14 protein-coding genes and 2 pseudogenes are annotated in these 16,962 nt (G+C 61.3%); 12 read left to right on the top strand and 4 right to left on the bottom strand.

All coding sequences use genetic code 11. From position 1 onward, the window contains the following. The 12 genes and pseudogenes from ACCD00_RS26505 to ACCD00_RS26450 all read left to right on the top strand — a co-directional run. Positions 1–231, top strand: a pseudogene (locus ACCD00_RS26505) (histidine ammonia-lyase); the annotation flags it as partial. Between the two features lie 180 nt (positions 232–411). Next, positions 412–1,617 (top strand): imidazolonepropionase, encoded by a 1,206-nt coding sequence (hutI, locus tag ACCD00_RS26500; RefSeq protein WP_413428251.1) that lies wholly within the window; start codon positions 412–414, stop codon positions 1,615–1,617. Between the two features lie 10 nt (positions 1,618–1,627). Next, positions 1,628–2,431 (top strand): N-formylglutamate deformylase, encoded by an 804-nt coding sequence (gene hutG / locus ACCD00_RS26495; RefSeq protein ID WP_413428250.1) that lies wholly within the window; start codon positions 1,628–1,630, stop codon positions 2,429–2,431. 231 nt (positions 2,432–2,662) lie between these two features. Continuing rightward, the gene (locus ACCD00_RS26490; protein WP_413428249.1) at positions 2,663–3,610 is read left to right on the top strand and encodes a choline ABC transporter substrate-binding protein; all 948 of its coding nucleotides are present in this window, start codon (positions 2,663–2,665) and stop codon (positions 3,608–3,610) included. Positions 3,611–3,756: 146 nt separating this feature from the next. Further along, the gene (locus ACCD00_RS26485; protein WP_413428248.1) at positions 3,757–4,662 is read left to right on the top strand and encodes an alpha/beta hydrolase; all 906 of its coding nucleotides are present in this window, start codon (positions 3,757–3,759) and stop codon (positions 4,660–4,662) included. 104 nt (positions 4,663–4,766) lie between these two features. Then, the gene (gene pip / locus ACCD00_RS26480; protein WP_413428247.1) at positions 4,767–5,738 is read left to right on the top strand and encodes a prolyl aminopeptidase; all 972 of its coding nucleotides are present in this window, start codon (positions 4,767–4,769) and stop codon (positions 5,736–5,738) included. After that, positions 5,735–6,172, top strand: a complete 438-nt coding sequence (dtd, locus tag ACCD00_RS26475; protein ID WP_413428246.1) for a D-aminoacyl-tRNA deacylase — start codon at positions 5,735–5,737, stop codon at positions 6,170–6,172. The genes pip and dtd overlap by 4 nt, the downstream gene beginning before the upstream one ends. Before the next feature lie 321 nt (positions 6,173–6,493). Next, positions 6,494–8,308 carry a glucan biosynthesis protein gene (locus ACCD00_RS26470; RefSeq protein ID WP_413428245.1) on the top strand — a complete coding sequence of 605 codons (1,815 nt, stop codon included), beginning with the start codon at positions 6,494–6,496 and terminating at the stop codon, positions 8,306–8,308. Further along, on the top strand, positions 8,301–10,871 hold the full coding sequence (gene mdoH / locus ACCD00_RS26465; protein ID WP_413428244.1) for a glucans biosynthesis glucosyltransferase MdoH: 2,571 nt from the start codon (positions 8,301–8,303) through the stop codon (positions 10,869–10,871). The genes ACCD00_RS26470 and mdoH overlap by 8 nt, the downstream gene beginning before the upstream one ends. A 296-nt stretch (positions 10,872–11,167) precedes the next feature. After that, positions 11,168–11,965 carry a transporter substrate-binding domain-containing protein gene (locus ACCD00_RS26460; RefSeq protein WP_413428243.1) on the top strand — a complete coding sequence of 266 codons (798 nt, stop codon included), beginning with the start codon at positions 11,168–11,170 and terminating at the stop codon, positions 11,963–11,965. Between the two features lie 128 nt (positions 11,966–12,093). After that, entirely contained in the window at positions 12,094–13,053 is a 960-nt protein-coding gene (locus ACCD00_RS26455; protein WP_413428242.1) for an amino acid ABC transporter permease, read from the top strand. Continuing rightward, on the top strand, positions 13,046–13,780 hold the full coding sequence (locus tag ACCD00_RS26450) for an amino acid ABC transporter ATP-binding protein (protein WP_413428241.1): 735 nt from the start codon (positions 13,046–13,048) through the stop codon (positions 13,778–13,780). The genes ACCD00_RS26455 and ACCD00_RS26450 overlap by 8 nt, the downstream gene beginning before the upstream one ends. Positions 13,781–13,875: 95 nt before the next feature. On the opposite strand, the gene ACCD00_RS26445 is transcribed toward ACCD00_RS26450, so the two are convergent. From ACCD00_RS26445 to ACCD00_RS26430, 4 genes and pseudogenes are all read right to left on the bottom strand, one after another. Continuing rightward, positions 13,876–14,589 carry a methyl-accepting chemotaxis protein gene (locus ACCD00_RS26445; protein WP_413428252.1) on the bottom strand — a complete coding sequence of 238 codons (714 nt, stop codon included), beginning with the start codon at positions 14,587–14,589 and terminating at the stop codon, positions 13,876–13,878. Positions 14,590–14,730: 141 nt separating this feature from the next. After that, positions 14,731–15,792, bottom strand: a pseudogene (locus tag ACCD00_RS26440) (methyl-accepting chemotaxis protein); the annotation flags it as partial. 227 nt (positions 15,793–16,019) lie between these two features. Next, positions 16,020–16,727 carry a 16S rRNA (uracil(1498)-N(3))-methyltransferase gene (locus ACCD00_RS26435; protein ID WP_413428240.1) on the bottom strand — a complete coding sequence of 236 codons (708 nt, stop codon included), beginning with the start codon at positions 16,725–16,727 and terminating at the stop codon, positions 16,020–16,022. Then, positions 16,724–16,962 (bottom strand): twin-arginine translocase subunit TatC (locus tag ACCD00_RS26430; RefSeq protein ID WP_413428239.1); only part of this gene is annotated, 239 nt, incomplete at its 5' end. The genes ACCD00_RS26435 and ACCD00_RS26430, both read right to left, overlap by 4 nt.

Here is a 16,962-nt window from a genome sequence, read left to right as displayed (position 1 = left end):
ACCCGCGGGATTCTCGCCGTGGAATGGCTGGCGGCGGCTCAGGGCCTGGACCTGCGCAACGGCCTGAAGACCTCGCCGAAACTGGAACAGGCCCGCGCCATCCTGCGTAACGAAGTGCCGTTCTATGAGAAGGACCGCTTCTTTGCACCGGACATCAATGCGGCGACTGAGTTGTTGGCTTCGCGCTGCCTGACCGAGCTGGTTCCAACCAAGTTGCTGCCGAGCCTGTAAGGCCCCCTCCTGTAGGAGCGAGCCTGCTCGCGAAAAACGCCTGGGCAACGCGGGCATTCAGGCAGGGCGCGTTATCGTTGAAGACCATCGCGAGCGGGCTCGCTCCTACAGTGGATTGTGTAAACCCTGTGGGAGCGGGCTTGCTCGCGAATCGATTTAGAAATTTGTGGAGACTAAGGGATGAAAATCCTCTGGCAACACTGCCACGTCGCAACCATGGCACAAGGCGTCTATTCGATTATCGAAGACGCGGCCATCGTGACGTCCGGTGCGCTCATTGAGTGGATCGGGCCGCGCGCTGACCTGCCGGCGGGCGAGTACCCGGCGGTCAACGATTTGAACGGGGCCTGGGTCACACCGGGCCTGATCGACTGCCACACCCATACGGTGTTCGGCGGTAACCGTAGCGGCGAATTCGAGCAGCGCCTGCAAGGCGTCAGCTATGCGGAAATCGCCGCCAGCGGTGGCGGCATCGCCAGCACCGTGCGCGCCACCCGTGCGGCGAGCGAAGACGAGTTGTTCGCCAGCGCCGCCAAGCGCCTGAAAAGCCTGATGCGCGATGGCGTCACCAGCATCGAAATCAAGTCCGGCTACGGCCTCGACCTGGCCAACGAACGCAAGATGCTTCGCGTCGCCCGACGTCTCGGTGCCGAACTGCCGATCAGCGTGCGCAGCACCTGCCTGGCCGCTCACGCCTTGCCGCCGGAATACAAAGATCGCGCCGACGACTACATCGATCACATCTGCGCTGACATGCTCCCGGCTCTCGCCGCCGAAGGGCTGGTCGACGCGGTTGATGCATTCTGTGAGTACCTGGCGTTTTCCCCGGCGCAGGTCGAACGCGTATTCATCACCGCTCAGAAACTGGGCTTGCCGGTGAAACTGCACGCCGAGCAATTGTCGTCGCTTCACGGTTCCAGCCTTGCGGCGCGTTACCACGCACTGTCCGCCGATCATCTGGAATTCATGACTGAAGACGACGCCATCGCCATGGCCGAATCCGGCACCGTCGCGGTATTGCTGCCGGGCGCCTTCTACTTCCTGCGCGAAACCCAATTGCCGCCAATGGAAGCCCTGCGCAAGCACGGCGTGAAGATCGCCATCGCCAGCGACCTCAATCCGGGTACCTCGCCGGCGCTGTCATTGCGCCTGATGCTGAACATGGCCTGCACCTGTTTCCGCATGACCCCGGAAGAAGCCTTGGCCGGTGCAACGATTCACGCCGCTACCGCGCTCGGCATGGCCGACACCCACGGCTCGCTGGAAGCCGGCAAGGTCGCGGATTTCGTGGCCTGGCAAATCGAACGTCCGGCCGACCTGTCGTACTGGCTGGGCGGCGACCTGGAAAAACGCGTCGTGCGTCACGGCGTCGAGACAAGTCTGTAGGAGAGCAACTGTGGATAAGGTTCTGAACTTCAAACAAGGCCGCGTACCGTTGCTGATCAGCATGCCCCACGCCGGTGTGCGCCTGACTCCGGCGGTCGAGGCCGGGTTGATACCTGACGCGAAAAGCCTGCCGGACACCGACTGGCACATCCCGCAGCTTTATGACTTCGCCGCTGAACTGGGCGCCAGCACCCTGGCCGCCGAATACTCGCGATTCGTCATTGACCTGAACCGTCCATCCGACGACAAGCCGCTGTACGTGGGCGCGACCACCGGCTTGTACCCGGCCACGCTGTTCGACGGCGTGCCATTGTTCCGCGAAGGCCTGGAACCTTCGAAAGAAGAGCGTGCGACCTATCTGGAACAGATCTGGACGCCGTACCACAGCACCTTGCAGCAGGAACTGGCGCGATTGAAGGCCGAGTTCGGCTATGCGCTGCTGTTCGATGCGCACTCGATCCGCTCGCTGATTCCGCACCTGTTCGACGGCAAACTGCCGGACTTCAACCTCGGCACCTTCAACGGCGCCAGTTGCGATCCTCAATTGGCGACGCAACTCGAAGCGATCTGCGCGCGTCATGACAATTACACCCACGTGCTGAACGGACGCTTCAAGGGCGGCCACATCACCCGCCATTACGGCAACCCGGCCGAGAACATCCACGCCGTGCAGCTGGAACTTGGTCAGTGCACCTATATGGAAGAGTTCGAGCCGTTCCGTTATCGGGCGGATCTGGCGCAGCCGACGCGGGTGGTATTGAAGGAACTGCTGCAAGGCTTGCTGGCCTGGGGCGAAAAACACTACAACGCATAACCCCTGTAGGAGCGAGCTTGCTCGCGAAAAACGTCAGGTCAACGTGTGCATTCAGACAGCCCGCGTCATCGTTGTCCTCCATCGCGAGCAGGCTCGCTCCTACAAGTCGCCACCGTGCAAAACACGGTCGCCTCAGTTCGCTTTTGCCGCTCGTCTGCTGCGTAATGTTTCGGCCACGGTGCACATAGACACCGGCCCGACAATAATCCGCTGCCGCACGAGATCATCCCGATGAAAAGACTGTTCACCCGCTGTCTCTCAATCTTCTGCGGCACCGCTCTGTTGAGCACCGGCGCCATGGCCGCGGACGACGCCTCCTGCAAAGCCGTGCGCATGGGCGTGGTCAACTGGACCGACGTGATCGCCACCAGTGGCATGGCCGATGTGCTGCTCAACGGTCTCGGCTACGAAAGCAAGCAAACCAGCGCCGTGCAGCAAATCATCTTCGCCGGCATCCGCGACAAGCGCCTGGACATCTTCCTGGGTTACTGGAAACCGGCGATGGATAAGAATATCGCCCCGTTCGTGGCTGCCAATCAGGTGAAGGTCATGGATAAACCGAGCCTGGCCGATGCCCAGGCCACCCTCGCGGTCCCGGACTATGTGGCGGCGGCCGGGCTGAAAACCTTCGCGGACATCGCCCGCTTCAAGGATCAGCTCGGCGGCAAGATCTACGGCATCGAGCCAGGCAGCGGCGCCAACACCACCATCAAGACCATGATCGAGACCAATCACTTCGGCCTGAAGGACTTCAAACTGATCGAGTCCGGCGAAGCCGGGATGCTGGCGGCCGTGCAGCGGGCGGTGAATCGCAAGGAGTTCGTGGTGTTTGTCGGCTGGACCCCGCACCCGATGAACATCAACATGAACATCACCTACCTGACCGGTAGTGAAGATGTCTACGGTCCGAATGAAGGCGCCGCAACCGTCTCCAGCGTGACCGCCCCGGATTACGCCGAACGCTGCCCGAACGTCAATCGGCTGCTGGAAAACCTGACATTCACCGCAGCCCAGGAAAGCCAGTTGATGGTGCCGATCATGGAGCGCCAGACGGCTCAGGATGTCGCGAAAAAATGGCTGCGTGAGCATCCCGAGGACTTGCAGCGTTGGCTGGCGGGTGTCAGCAGTTTCGATGGCAAGGATGGCGTGGCGACGGTTCAGGCCAGTCTGAAAAACTGACACCAAAACCCTGTAGGAGCGAGCTTGCTCGCGATGAACCCGAGAACGCCGCGGGGTATCAGGTTCACAGCGTTATCGTTGACGATCATCGCGAGCGAGCTCGCTCCTACAGGGACCATATATTCCCCTGAACGGGCACCAGGCTCATGGCTCCTTACCCGCTTTCCGAGCAGATGACGGCTTTCGTCGAGAAAACCGTCAGTTTCAACAGCACCGACAGCAGCCCCGACGGTCTGCGCCAGGCCTACAGCGAGATGTGCCGGGCGTTTACCCCGGCGCGCCCGGTCGGGTTATATGTGGTCGATTTCGAGTTGGCCGGGGTTGCTGTTCGTTCCTATCAACCACCGGCCAGTGGCGCGTCGTGCATCGTTTATCTGCATGGCGGCGGCTGGGTGGTGGGGGACCTTGATTCCCACGATTTCATCTGCGCCGAATTGGCATCGACACTCGGTGTACTGGTGATCGCCGTCGATTACCGCCGGGCACCGGAGCATCCGTTTCCCGCCGCGTTCGATGATTGCCTGAAGGTCTGGCGAGCACTGCGCACCGGGCCGTTTCAACTCGACCCGGAGCGCATGCTGGTGGCCGGCGACAGTGCGGGCGGCAATCTTGCGGCGGCGCTGTGCCTGGCACTGCGCGATGCCGGTGAGCCGGTGCCGTGCGCGCAGGTGCTGATCTATCCGGGGTTGGGCGGCGATCACCGGCTGCCATCGCGCAGTGAGTGCATCGACGCGCCGCTGCTCAGCAGCAGTGACGTCGAGTGCTATCACGCGCTTTACCTGCGTGGCACCCGTCATCCGAACGCCTACGCCATGCCACTGCTCGCCACGGATTTCAGCGGACTGCCACCGGCATGGATCGCCGTGGCGCAATTCGATCCGTTGCGTGATGACGGTGTGCTGTATGCCGAGCGACTGAATGCCGCGGGCGTGGCTGCCACCCTTTATCTCGGCGAGGGCTTGGTTCATGGCTGTTTACGGGCTCGTGGGCAGGCGGTCGAGGTCGATGCACTGTACGAAACCCTGTTCGGATATCTGTCGGCAAAACTCTGACTCCGCACGGGCATGCTCATTGACGTAATTCGGGTTTATGATGCCGGACGGCAGAATAATAGAAGTCCCCCCAGGGATGACCTCGACCCCTTACGGAGTGCGCAATGCAGACTTTGTACCCGCAGATCAAACCCCACGCCCGGCACGATCTGGCTGTCGACGAAACTCACACGCTGTATGTCGACGAGAGCGGTTCACCGGAAGGATTGCCGGTGGTGTTCATCCACGGCGGCCCCGGTGCCGGATGTGATGCCCAGAGTCGGTGCTACTTCGATCCCAACCTTTATCGCATTGTCACTTTCGATCAGCGCGGTTGCGGTCGCTCCACGCCCCACGCCAGCCTGGAAAACAACACGACCTGGGATCTGGTCGCCGACCTCGAGCGGATCCGCCAGCACCTGGGTATCGACAAGTGGGTGCTGTTTGGCGGCTCCTGGGGTTCGACCCTGGCCCTGGCCTACGCGCAAACCCATCCTGAGCGTGTACACGGCCTGATCCTGCGCGGGATCTTTCTCTGCCGTCCGCAGGAAATCGAGTGGTTCTACCAGGCCGGCGCCAGCCGCCTGTTCCCTGATTACTGGCAGGACTACATCGCACCGATCCCGCTGGATGAGCGTGACGACTTGCTTGCCGCGTTCCACAAGCGACTGGTCGGCAACGACCAGATTGCCCAGATGCACGCGGCCAAGGCGTGGTCCACCTGGGAGGGCCGCACCGCGACCCTGCGTCCGAACCCGATGGTGGTCGATCGGTTCTCCGAGCCACAACGTGCATTGTCGATTGCCCGCATCGAATGCCACTACTTCAGCAACAACGCCTTCCTTGAGCCGAACCAGTTGATCCGCAACATGGGCAAGATCGCCCATTTGCCCGGCGTGATCATCCATGGTCGCTATGACGTGATCTGCCCGCTGGATAACGCCTGGGAGCTGCATCAAGCCTGGCCGAACAGTGAACTGCAGGTCATCCGCGATGCCGGTCATGCCGCTTCCGAGCCGGGAATCACCGACGCACTGGTACGTGCGGCCAATCAGATGGCCCGTCGTCTGCTGGACCTGGCGCCTGAAGAAGCATGAAGGCTCTGCTGCAACGGGTGCGTGGCGCGCGAGTCGAGGTCGCGGGCGAGATCGTCGGTGCCGTCGATCAGGGATTGCTGGTGCTGGTGGCCGTCGAGCCCGACGACACGCGGGCCAGCGCCGACAAACTTCTCAATAAGCTGCTTAACTATCGGGTGTTCAGTGACGCTGAGGGCAAGATGAATCTGTCCCTGGCGGATGTGGGCGGCGGGCTGCTGCTGGTCTCTCAGTTCACCCTGGCTGCCGATACCAAAAACGGGTTGCGTCCGAGTTTTTCGACCGCGGCCCCTCCGGCGCTGGGCGAGGAATTATTCGACTATCTATTAAGCAAAGCGAAACAGGTGCATGGCACTGTGGCATCAGGTAGATTCGGCGCGGATATGCAGGTGCATCTGGTCAATGATGGCCCGGTAACCTTCCTGTTACAGACCTGAAAGCGTTTGAAACAAGTTTTTAAGCTCATTTCGACTGAAAACAGGGTTTTTTCGCGATAAATACTTTGTTACCCCTGATGCGTTGTAACGCGGCCTACTAGATAATCGCGCGCTACGGGGATCAGCGTTCGTTGGTCCATTTTGACTTAGGTAGAGAGTTGTCCGGATCCGATTGGGGAATCATTTCGCCCCAGCGGAGTCGGAACAATGCTCGCCAACTTGGCAAGAGTGGTTTGCAAGGGCGGTTGTTTCATACCGCAGACCGTGCAGACCCTTTAACTGGCCGTTGGTTTTTTGATCTGTTTTCGGCGAGGGTTGCTCGTGATTGTTAGTCCCTGTAACGCACCAAAATTGTCTGCCAAACGGTTGCGCAGCGCCCTGGTAGCGGGCTCTGCACTGCTCTGCCTGCTCAGCGCCGGCCAGCTTTGGGCATTCAGTCTGGATGATGTATCGGCCAAGGCAAAAGAGCTGGCCGCGCAGAAATACGAAGCGCCGCGCAGTAACCTGCCGAACGAGTTCCGCGACATGAAATTCGCGGACTATCAGAAAATTCGTTTTCTGACGGAAAAAGCCGAATGGGCTGATCAGAAGACGCCGTTCAAGCTGTCTTTCTATCACCAGGGCATGCATTTCGATACTCCGGTGAAAATCAACGAAATCACCGCGAACACCGTCGAAGAGATCAAATACGACCCGAGTCGTTTCGACTTTGGCGATATGAAGTTCGATCCCAAGGCCACTGAACAACTGGGTTATGCCGGTTTCCGTGTGCTGTACCCGATCAACAAGGCCGACAAGCAAGACGAAATCATGACCATGCTCGGCGCGAGCTATTTCCGCGTCGTCGGCAAGGGGCACGTCTATGGTTTGTCCGCTCGCGGCATGGCCATCGATACCGCCTTGCCGTCCGGCGAAGAATTCCCGCGTTTCCGCGAATTCTGGGTTCAGCAGCCCAAGCCAGGCGACAAGCACCTGGTGATTTTCGCCCTGCTGGATTCTCCTCGTGCCACCGGTGCCTATCGCCTGATCCTGCGTCCGGGCAGCGACACCATCGTCGACGTCAAGGCGCAGATGTTCCTGCGTGACAAGGTCGGCAAACTGGGTATCGCCCCGTTGACCAGCATGTACCTGTTCGGCGCCAACCAGCCGTCGAAAGTGCTGAACTACCGTCGCGAACTGCACGACTCCAGCGGTCTGGCGATCCATGCCGGCAACGGCGAGTGGATCTGGCGGCCGCTGAACAACCCGAAACACCTGGCGGTGAGCAACTTCAGCGTGGAAAACCCGCGCGGCTTTGGTCTGCTGCAACGCGGCCGCGACTTCAGCCACTATGAAGACCTCGACGATCGCTACGACAAGCGCCCAAGTGCCTGGATCGAACCGAAAGGCGAGTGGGGCAAGGGCACCGTTGATCTGGTCGAGATTCCAACCGCCGACGAAACCAACGACAACATCGTTGCCTTCTGGAACCCGGAAAAATTGCCGGAACCTGGCCAGCCGCTCGATGTCGCTTATCGTATGCACTGGACAATGGACGAATCGGCCATTCACGCGCCGGACAGCGCCTGGGTCAAACAGACCCTGCGTTCCACCGGTGACGTCAAGCAGTCCAACCTGATTCGTCAACCGGACGGCAGCGTTGCCTATCTGGTGGATTTCGAAGGCCCGTCCCTGGCGGCATTGCCGGCCGATGCGGAAGTTCGCAGCCAGGTCAGCGTCGGCGACAACGCCGAGCTGGTGGAAAACAGCGTGCGCTTCAACCCTGAAACCAATGGCTGGCGCCTGACCCTGCGGATGAAGATCAAGGATCCGGGCAAGGCCACTGAAATGCGTGCCGCATTGGTGCAGAACATTGTGCCGGCGGACCTGGCCAAGACTTCGATCCCGTCGTCGAACTCGTCGGTTGCCAAGGCCGACAAGGTTGCCGCCAAGCAACAGGAGAAAGCGGACAAGGAAGCCAAGCAAGCGGAGGCCAAGCAGGCTGAAGCGAAGCCTGTTGCAGATGCCAAGGAAAAGGCCAATAAAGACGCCAAGCAGCCTGCCGCTGCCGACGCGGCCCCAGCCACACCGGAATCGGCTCCGACTGAAGAAGTCCTGACCGAGACCTGGAGCTATCAGTTGCCTGCCGATGAGTAACTCTCAAGTACAGCCAGAAACTCTCTCCGAGTATCTGGCGCATCTGCCGATGACCGACGAGCAGCGCGCGGAACTCGCGGGTTGCCAGTCTTTCAGCGAATTGCATGAACGCCTGTCGTCATCGACGTTCGACGCCCCAACCGAAGCCGCACAGGCTTCGGTCGGCAAACGCCTGACCCTGAGCACTGCCGAAGAGCTGCAGGACGCAGAAATGCTGGCGCTCGACGCCAGCGGCCGGGTCTGCCTCAAGGCGACTCCGCCGATCCGGCGGACCAAGGTCGTGCCGGAGCCGTGGCGCACCAACATTCTGGTGCGTGGCTGGCGCCGCCTGACCGGCCGCACCAACCCGCCGAAGCCGCCGAAGGACGAACGTGTCCTGCCGGCCGCCCGCTGGCGCACCGTCGGTTCGATCCGTCGCTACATTCTGTTGCTGCTGATGCTCGGCCAGACCATCGTCGCCGGCTGGTACATGAAAGGCATCATGCCGTACCAGGGCTGGTCGTTCGTCGACCTCAACGAAGTGCTGCACCAACCGCTGCTGCAAACCGCCACGCAAGTGCTGCCGTATGCCTTGCAGACCAGCATCCTGATCCTGTTCGGGATTCTGTTCTGCTGGGTATCGGCCGGTTTCTGGACCGCGCTGATGGGCTTCCTGGAATTGCTCACCGGTCACGACAAGTACCGTATTTCCGGTGCCAGCGCCGGCGATGAACCGATTCCTAAGGATGCGCGCACCGCTCTGGTGATGCCGATCTGCAACGAAGATGTGCCACGGGTATTCGCCGGTCTGCGGGCGACCTTCGAGTCGGTTGCGGCCACGGGTGACCTGGACCGCTTCGACTTTTTCGTCCTCAGTGACAGTAACGACGCCGATATCTGTGTCGCCGAGCAACAGGCCTGGCTGGATGTCTGCCGCGAAGCCGGGGGCTTCGGCAAGATCTTCTATCGCCGCCGTCGCCGTCGCGTAAAACGTAAAAGCGGCAACCTCGACGACTTCTGCCGTCGTTGGGGCGGTGACTACAAGTACATGGTCGTACTCGATGCCGACTCCGTGATGAGCGGCGAGTGCCTGACCAGTCTGGTACGCCTGATGGAAGCCACGCCGGACGCCGGGATCATCCAGACCGCGCCACGGGCGTCGGGCATGGACACCCTGTATGCGCGCATGCAGCAGTTCGCCACGCGTGTGTATGGCCCGCTGTTCACCGCCGGCCTGCACTTCTGGCAACTGGGCGAGTCGCACTACTGGGGGCACAACGCGATCATCCGCATGAAGCCGTTTATCGATCACTGCGCCCTGGCGCCGTTGCCCGGTAAAGGCGCGTTCTCCGGCGCGATCCTGTCCCACGACTTCGTTGAAGCCGCGTTGATGCGCCGTGCCGGTTGGGGCGTGTGGATTGCCTACGACTTGCCGGGCAGCTATGAAGAATTGCCGCCAAACCTGCTCGACGAGCTCAAGCGTGACCGTCGCTGGTGCCACGGTAACCTGATGAACTTCCGCCTGTTCCTGGTCAAGGGCATGCACCCGGTGCACCGTGCGGTGTTCCTGACCGGCGTGATGTCCTACCTGTCGGCGCCGTTGTGGTTCTTCTTCCTGGTGTTGTCGACGGCGCTGCTGGCGGTCAACACGTTGATGGAGCCGCAGTACTTCCTCGAACCACGCCAGCTCTATCCGCTGTGGCCGCAATGGCACCCGGACAAGGCGATCGCGCTGTTCTCGACCACGATCGTGCTGCTGTTCCTGCCGAAACTGTTGAGCATCATCCTGATCTGGGCCAAGGGCGCGAAAGAGTTCGGCGGCAAGTTCAAGGTGACCCTGTCGATGCTGCTGGAGATGCTGTTCTCCATGCTGCTCGCGCCGGTGCGGATGATTTTCCACACCCGTTTCGTCCTCGCCGCGTTCCTCGGCTGGGCCGCGACCTGGAACTCGCCGCAACGTGACGACGACTCCACGCCGTGGAGCGAAGCGGTCAAGCGCCACGGTCCGCAAACCCTGCTGGGCTTCTTCTGGGCCCTGCTGGTGATCTGGCTGAACCCGAGCTTCCTGTGGTGGCTGGTGCCGATTGTCGGTTCGTTGATGCTGTCGATCCCGGTGTCGGTGATTTCCAGCCGTGTCGGCCTGGGCCTGAAGTCCCGTGACGAGAGCCTGTTCCTGATCCCCGAGGAATACAATCCGCCGCAGGCCTTGCTGTCCACCGATCAGTACACCCACGAAAACCGCTGGCACGCGCTGAATGACGGCTTCGTCCGTTCGGTGGTCGACCCGCAGCAGAACGCCCTGGCGTGTTCGCTGGCGACCTCGCGTCACCGCGAGGCCGAGCCGATTGAATGGCTGCGGATCGAACGGGTGCGGCACGCGATGAAAGTCGGTCCTGAAGGGCTGACCAACAACGAGCGTGTACAACTGCTCAGTGACCCGGTGGCCCTGGCCCGCCTGCATGAGCAGGTCTGGAGCGAAGGCCACGCCGAGTGGCTGGGCGCGTGGCGCAAGTCGGTCAAGGCCGACCCCCACGCACCGCTGTTGCCGCTAAAGCCGTTGAGTGTCCAGGCGCAACTGGCCTGAAAAAACTGTAGGAGCAAGCTCGCTCGCGATGGACTCAAGAACGCCGCGCTAAGTCAGTAAAAACGCGTAATCGTTAACGACCATCGCGAGCGAGCTCGCTCCTACACAAGCCCCGCTACCCGGCGGGGCTTTTTTTTGCCTGATCGTTCCCAAACCCTTGTGCAAACGGGCGAGTAGTTTAGGATCCGTCCCCGAATTGGTGTGCCCGGATAATTTTTGTCCGTATTGGTGCGTTTCCTCCCGGGGAGCCGCCATTTTTGCGCGCCTCACAACGCAATGGTTTTGGGGACTTGAAGATGAAGAAGTATCTGTCGATGCTGCTGGTCGGCGTCACGGCACTGGTTGCAGTCAGCGCGGCGCACGCCGGTGCCATCGATGACGCGGTCAAGCGCGGCACGTTGAAAGTCGGGATGGATCCGACCTACATGCCGTTCGAAATGACCAACAAGCGCGGCGAGATCATCGGGTTCGAAGTCGACATTCTCAAAGCCATGTCCAAGGCCATGGGCGTCAAGCTGGAGCTGGTGTCCACCGGTTACGACGGCATCATCCCGGCACTGCTGACCGACAAGTTCGACATGATCGGCAGCGGCATGACCCTGACCCAGGAGCGCAACCTGCGCCTGAACTTCAGCGAACCGTTCATCGTAGTCGGCCAGACCCTGCTGATCCGCAAGGAGCTGGAAGGCACCATCAAGTCCTATAAAGACCTGAACACTGCCGACTACCGCATCACCTCCAAGCTCGGCACCACCGGCGAAATGGTCGCCAAAAAACTGATCGCCAAAGCCAGGTACCACGGTTACGACAACGAGCAGGAAGCCGTGCTCGATGTGGTCAACGGCAAGGCTGACGCCTTCATCTACGACGCGCCGTACAACGTCGTGGCGGTGAACAAGGTCGGCAACGGCAAGCTGGTGTTCCTCGACAAGCCGTTCACCTACGAGCCGCTGGCCTTCGGCCTGAAGAAGGGTGACTACGACAGCATCAACTTCATCAACAACTTCCTGCACCAGATCCACGAAGACGGCACCTACGATCGCATCCATGACAAGTGGTTCAAGAGCAGCGAGTGGCTCAAGGACATGGAGTAACTCGGTCAGCCAGATCGAGTCGTCCCATTCACGAGCAAGCCCGCTCCCACATTAGACCGAGATCAAATGTGGGAGCGGGCTTGCTCGCGAAGAGGCCCTCCAGGGCAACACAAAAACCGGAACCTGCAATGAAACAGAAAAAAGTCCAATGGCCCTGGCACGTGCTGACCGTGCTGGTGCTGATCGGCCTGGCCGGCGCGCTGTATTACGCCACCTCGCTGATGTCCTACGAATGGCGCTGGAACCGTGTGCCGCAATACTTCGCTTACCACGCCGAAGAATCCCAGCGCGCCGCCGACATCTCCACCGTCAGCGAACTGGTGCGCAAGGGCGACAGGGCTGAAGTCACCCTGCGCAACGACGCGGGTGATGAGCAGCACCTGACCGTCGACGAAAACAGTCTGCAAGTCGCCCAGGGCGATGACGTAGCCGAAGGCGACGTCGTTGGCGTGACCCGCCATTGGGCCGCAGGACCACTGATGTGGGGCCTCTGGACCACCTTGTGGCTGTCCGTGGTGTCCGGCGTTCTCGGGCTGCTGATCGGTCTGGCCACCGGCCTTTGCCGGTTGTCGAACAACCCGACCCTGCGCGACCTTTCGACCATTTACGTCGAACTGGTGCGCGGCACGCCGCTGCTGGTGCAGATCTTCATTTTCTACTTCTTCATCGGCACCGTGATGAACCTGTCCCGGGAATTCGCCGGGATCGCCGCGCTGTCGCTGTTCACCGGTGCCTATGTGGCGGAAATCATCCGCTCCGGCGTGCAATCCATCGCCCGTGGCCAGAACGAAGCGGCGCGATCGCTGGGTTTGAGCGCAGGCCAGTCGATGCGCCATGTGGTGCTGCCGCAAGCCTTCAAGCGTGTGTTGCCGCCGCTGGCCGGGCAGTTCATCAGCCTGGTGAAAGACACCTCGCTGGTGTCGGTGATCGCGATTACCGAGCTGCTTAAAAGCGGCCGCGAAGTCATCACCACCTCGTTTTCGCCGTTCGAGATTCTGTTCTGCGTCGCCGGTCTGTACCTGTTGATCAACCTGCCGCTGTCGAAAATCGCCAGCCGGCTTGAGCGGAGGCTCGCGCAAAGTGATTGAAGTCCGCGATCTGGTAAAAGTCTTCGACACCCGTGGCCAGGTGGTACGCGCGGTGGATAACGTCTCCACCATCGTTGCCAAGGGCGAAGTGCTGGTGGTGATCGGCCCGTCCGGCTCCGGCAAGTCGACCTTCCTGCGCTGCCTCAATGGCCTGGAAGAGTTCGACTCCGGCTCGGTGAGCATCGACGGCCTGCAACTGGCTGATCCGAAAACCGACGTCAACGCCTACCGTCGCGAAGTCGGCATGGTGTTCCAGCACTTCAACCTGTTCCCGCACATGACCGTGCTGGAAAACCTGTGCCTGGCGCAGAAAGTCGTGCGCAAGCGTGGCAAGAAAGAGCGCGAGGCCAAGGCCATGGCACTGCTGGAAAAGGTCGGTATCGCCCAGAAAGCCCATGAATTCCCGTCGCGCCTGTCCGGCGGCCAGCAACAACGTGTGGCGATTGCCCGGGCGTTGGCGATGGAGCCGAAGGTCATGCTGTTCGATGAGCCGACCTCGGCACTCGACCCGGAAATGGTCGGCGAAGTGCTGGATGTGATGAAAAACCTGGCCATGGAAGGCATGACCATGGTTTGCGTCACCCATGAAATGGGCTTCGCCCGGGAAGTGGCGGACCGGGTGCTGTTCTTCGATCATGGCAAGTTGCTGGAAGATGCTTCGCCAGCGGAGTTCTTCGATGCGCCGAAGGATCCTCGGGCGCAGGCCTTCCTGCGGCAGGTTTTGTAACTTCGGCGTCTGACAGACCGCTTTCGCGAGCAAGCCCGCTCCCACATTGGAATGCGTTCTCCTGTGGGAGCGGGCTTGCTCGCGAAGGCATCACCTCAAACCTTGAATTTACCCACCAGCATCTGCAGATGCGTCCCCAGCCGCGCCAGCTCAACGCTGGAGGCTGCCGTCTCTTCACTCGCTGCCGAGGTCTGATCCGACACATCCCGTACGTTCAGCACACTGCGGTTGATCTCTTCGGCCACGGCGCTTTGCTGCTCGGCGGCAGCGGCGATCTGCTGGTTCATCGCCTGGATCGCCGAAACGGTGCGGGTGATGCTTTCCAGTGAGCCACCGGCACGGCGGGTCAGTTCGACACTGCTGTCGGTCAGGGTGCGGCTATTGTCCATGATGGTCGCGACTTGCTGCGTGCCGTTTTGCAGGCCGACGATCAGCTCTTCGATCTCTTCGGTGGACTTCTGGGTGCGCTGGGCCAGGCTGCGGACTTCGTCTGCCACCACGGCAAAACCACGGCCGGCTTCACCGGCGCGGGCGGCTTCAATTGCCGCGTTGAGCGCCAGCAGGTTGGTTTGCTGGGCCACGGATTTGATGACGTCGAGCACGCTGCCGATCTTGTCGCTTTCGCGCTTGAGTTCGCCCATGGCCTCGGTGGAGTGACCGACTTCCGCGGCCAGGCGTTCGATCTGGGCGATGGCCTCACCTACCACTTTGTCGCCTTCACGGGCTTGCTGGTCGGCCGCGACGGCGGCTTCGGAGGCCTCCTCGGCGTTGCGCGCCACTTCCTGCACGGTGGCGGCCATTTCGTTCATGGCAGTCGCGACCTGATCGGTCTCGACCTTCTGGCTGTTGACCCCGGCGCTGGTCTGCTCGGTGACGGCGGACAGCTCTTCGGCGGCGCTGGCAATCTGCGTGACACCATCGCTGATGCCGCCGATCAGTTCGCGCAAGCCCTGGGTCATGCTCTGCATGGCCCGCTGCAACTGGCCGAGTTCGTCGCGGCGCAGGGAGACCAGGTTGTGGGTCAGGTCGCCGGCGGCCACGCGCTCGGCCACGGCCAGGGTCTGGTTCAAAGGAACGATGATCTGCCGGGTAATGGCCCAGGCGGCCAGCAGGCCGAAGGCGATGGCCAGCACCGTGGCGAGGGTCAGCATGTTCTTGGCGTGGGCGGCATCGGTGTCGCGCACGACGGTTTGCGAGACGGTGAGTTTTCGGCTCATGTCCAACAGGATCTCGCCTTGGGCAGACATGCGTGCCAGGGCCTTGGCGCTGGCCACCTGGGAGTCGCGGAACTGGCTGACAGCGGCGCGGTAGGCCTTCAGCGAATCCGTCGCCTGTTGCAGGTTGGCGATGTGTTCTTCAGGCAGTTTGGCCGGCAGGCTTTCGAGGTTCTTCAGGGCGTTGTCGATGGCGTCGAGGGCTGGCTGTTCGGCTTCGCTCTTGCCGCTGTAGGTGTAGCCGCGAACCTGGAAGCGCGCCTGCTGGATCAGTTTGCTCAGGTCTATCACGCTGTTGAAGGCTGCGACGCTGTCGCCTTGCAGCATGGATTTTTCCACTTCGGCGACGCGGGCCACGGCGTTATCGGCGGTGGCGCCGAGTTTGCTGCGGGCGTCTTCGCGCTGGGCGCCGGCCTGGGTCATGTCGCCGAATGCACGACGGTATTCGGCGACAGCAGCCAGTTGTTGCTCGACCATGGCCGTATCAGCCGGTTGCTCGATCAGGCCGCGGGCGGTCTGCAGGCCGCTTTCGAGTTTGCCCAACAGATCGTTGACGGCGCCGGGACCTTGTTCGCCGCGACGCATCTCGTAATCCAGGCGTGCAATGCGCAGGTCCTTGGTCAGGTCGTTGAGGCTGGCGATGAACCCCAGTTTATCGCCACGGCTGGTCACGCCGCTCAGGCCGCTCCAGCCGGTGAAGGTGATCAGCAGGGTCAGCAACAGTACCAGACCGAAGCCGATCCCCAGCTTGCGTTTGACGCTGACGTTTCCCAGATTCTCGGCTAGCCATTGATACATGCTGAAACTCCCCGGACCGCAATTTGGTTTTATGGGGGGTATATCGGCAGGGGAACCTGAATCTGTAGGCACTGCCCGATATACGGGCGGATGATTATCTTGAGTAGAAGTTGGACCTGTGGGAGCGGGCTTGCTCGCGAAAGCGGTATTTCAAACGCAGATAATGCATTGAATGTACCGGCCTCTTCGCGAGCAAGCCCGCTCCCACAGGGGAATTGTGTCGGGGTTTAGAAAAGGCGTGCCAGCAGCGCGGTCACGGCGGTTTCGACGCGAAGAATGCGCTCGCCCAGTTGCACCGGTTGCAGGCCGGATTTGCCCAGCAGGTCGATCTCGTAGGGAATCCAGCCACCTTCGGGGCCGATGGCCAGGGTCACCGGTTCGCTGAGTGCGCGAGGGCAGGGCGGGTAATTGCCCGGATGCCCCACCAGGCCGAGGGTGCCTTCGGTGATCGCCGGCAAACGGTCCTCGACGAACGGCTTGAAGCGCTTCTCGATGACGACTTCCGGCAGTACGCTGTCCCGCGCCTGTTCCAGGCCGAGGATCAACTGCTCGCGAATCGCCTCAGGCTCCAGGAATGGCGTCTGCCAGAAGCTCTTCTCGACGCGATAGCTGTTGACCAGCACGACCCGTGGCACACCCATGGCCGCCACGGTCTGAAACACCCTACGGAGCATCTTGGGCCTTGGCAGGGCTAATACCAGGGTCAATGGCAGCTTGGCAGGAGGTGGCTGGTCGAGGGTGACACGCAACTCTGCCTCGTCGGCGTCCAGGCGCAGCACTTCGGCTGAGCCCATCAGCCCGCCAATCCGCCCGACGCGCATGCTGTCGCCGACTTCGCAGCGGTGGACTTCCTGCATGTGGGTCAACCGGCGATCACGCAGGACCACCCGGTCGGCCGCAATGAAGTCGGCATCGATGAGGAGCAGCAGGTTCACGCTTGGGTCGCTGGCGGCTGGTCGTTGTGATCGTCAGCCGGCTGGTCTTCCTGATGGTCGCTGCGCTTGCTGATCAGGCTGCCGAACAGGATGCCGATCTCGAACAGCAACCACATCGGCACAGCCAGCAGGGTCTGCGAGAAGATGTCCGGCGGCGTCAGGATCATGCCGACCACGAAGCAACCGATGATCACGTACGGGCGGATTTTCTTCAGGTATTTGACGTCGACCACGC

The sequence above is a fragment of the Pseudomonas sp. Pseusp3 genome, assembly GCF_047304225.1.
Lineage (GTDB): Bacteria > Pseudomonadota > Gammaproteobacteria > Pseudomonadales > Pseudomonadaceae > Aquipseudomonas > Aquipseudomonas fluorescens_CD.
The sequence above is the reverse complement of the archived record's forward strand: the minus strand, read 5'-3'. Positions and strand labels throughout refer to the sequence as shown.

Bases quoted from the DNA above. Each gene is read 5' to 3' on its own strand.
- mdoH (WP_413428244.1), top strand. From the start codon at position 8,301: ATGAGTAACTCTCAAGTACAGCCAGAAACTCTCTCCGAGTATCTGGCG.
- ACCD00_RS26460 (WP_413428243.1), top strand. From the start codon at position 11,168: ATGAAGAAGTATCTGTCGATGCTGCTGGTCGGCGTCACGGCACTGGTT.
- ACCD00_RS26455 (WP_413428242.1), top strand. From the start codon at position 12,094: ATGAAACAGAAAAAAGTCCAATGGCCCTGGCACGTGCTGACCGTGCTG.
- ACCD00_RS26490 (WP_413428249.1), top strand. From the start codon at position 2,663: ATGAAAAGACTGTTCACCCGCTGTCTCTCAATCTTCTGCGGCACCGCT.
- ACCD00_RS26445 (WP_413428252.1), bottom strand. From the start codon at position 14,589: ATGAACGAAATGGCCGCCACCGTGCAGGAAGTGGCGCGCAACGCCGAG.
- hutI (WP_413428251.1), top strand. From the start codon at position 412: ATGAAAATCCTCTGGCAACACTGCCACGTCGCAACCATGGCACAAGGC.
- ACCD00_RS26485 (WP_413428248.1), top strand. From the start codon at position 3,757: ATGGCTCCTTACCCGCTTTCCGAGCAGATGACGGCTTTCGTCGAGAAA.
- dtd (WP_413428246.1), top strand. From the start codon at position 5,735: ATGAAGGCTCTGCTGCAACGGGTGCGTGGCGCGCGAGTCGAGGTCGCG.
- pip (WP_413428247.1), top strand. From the start codon at position 4,767: ATGCAGACTTTGTACCCGCAGATCAAACCCCACGCCCGGCACGATCTG.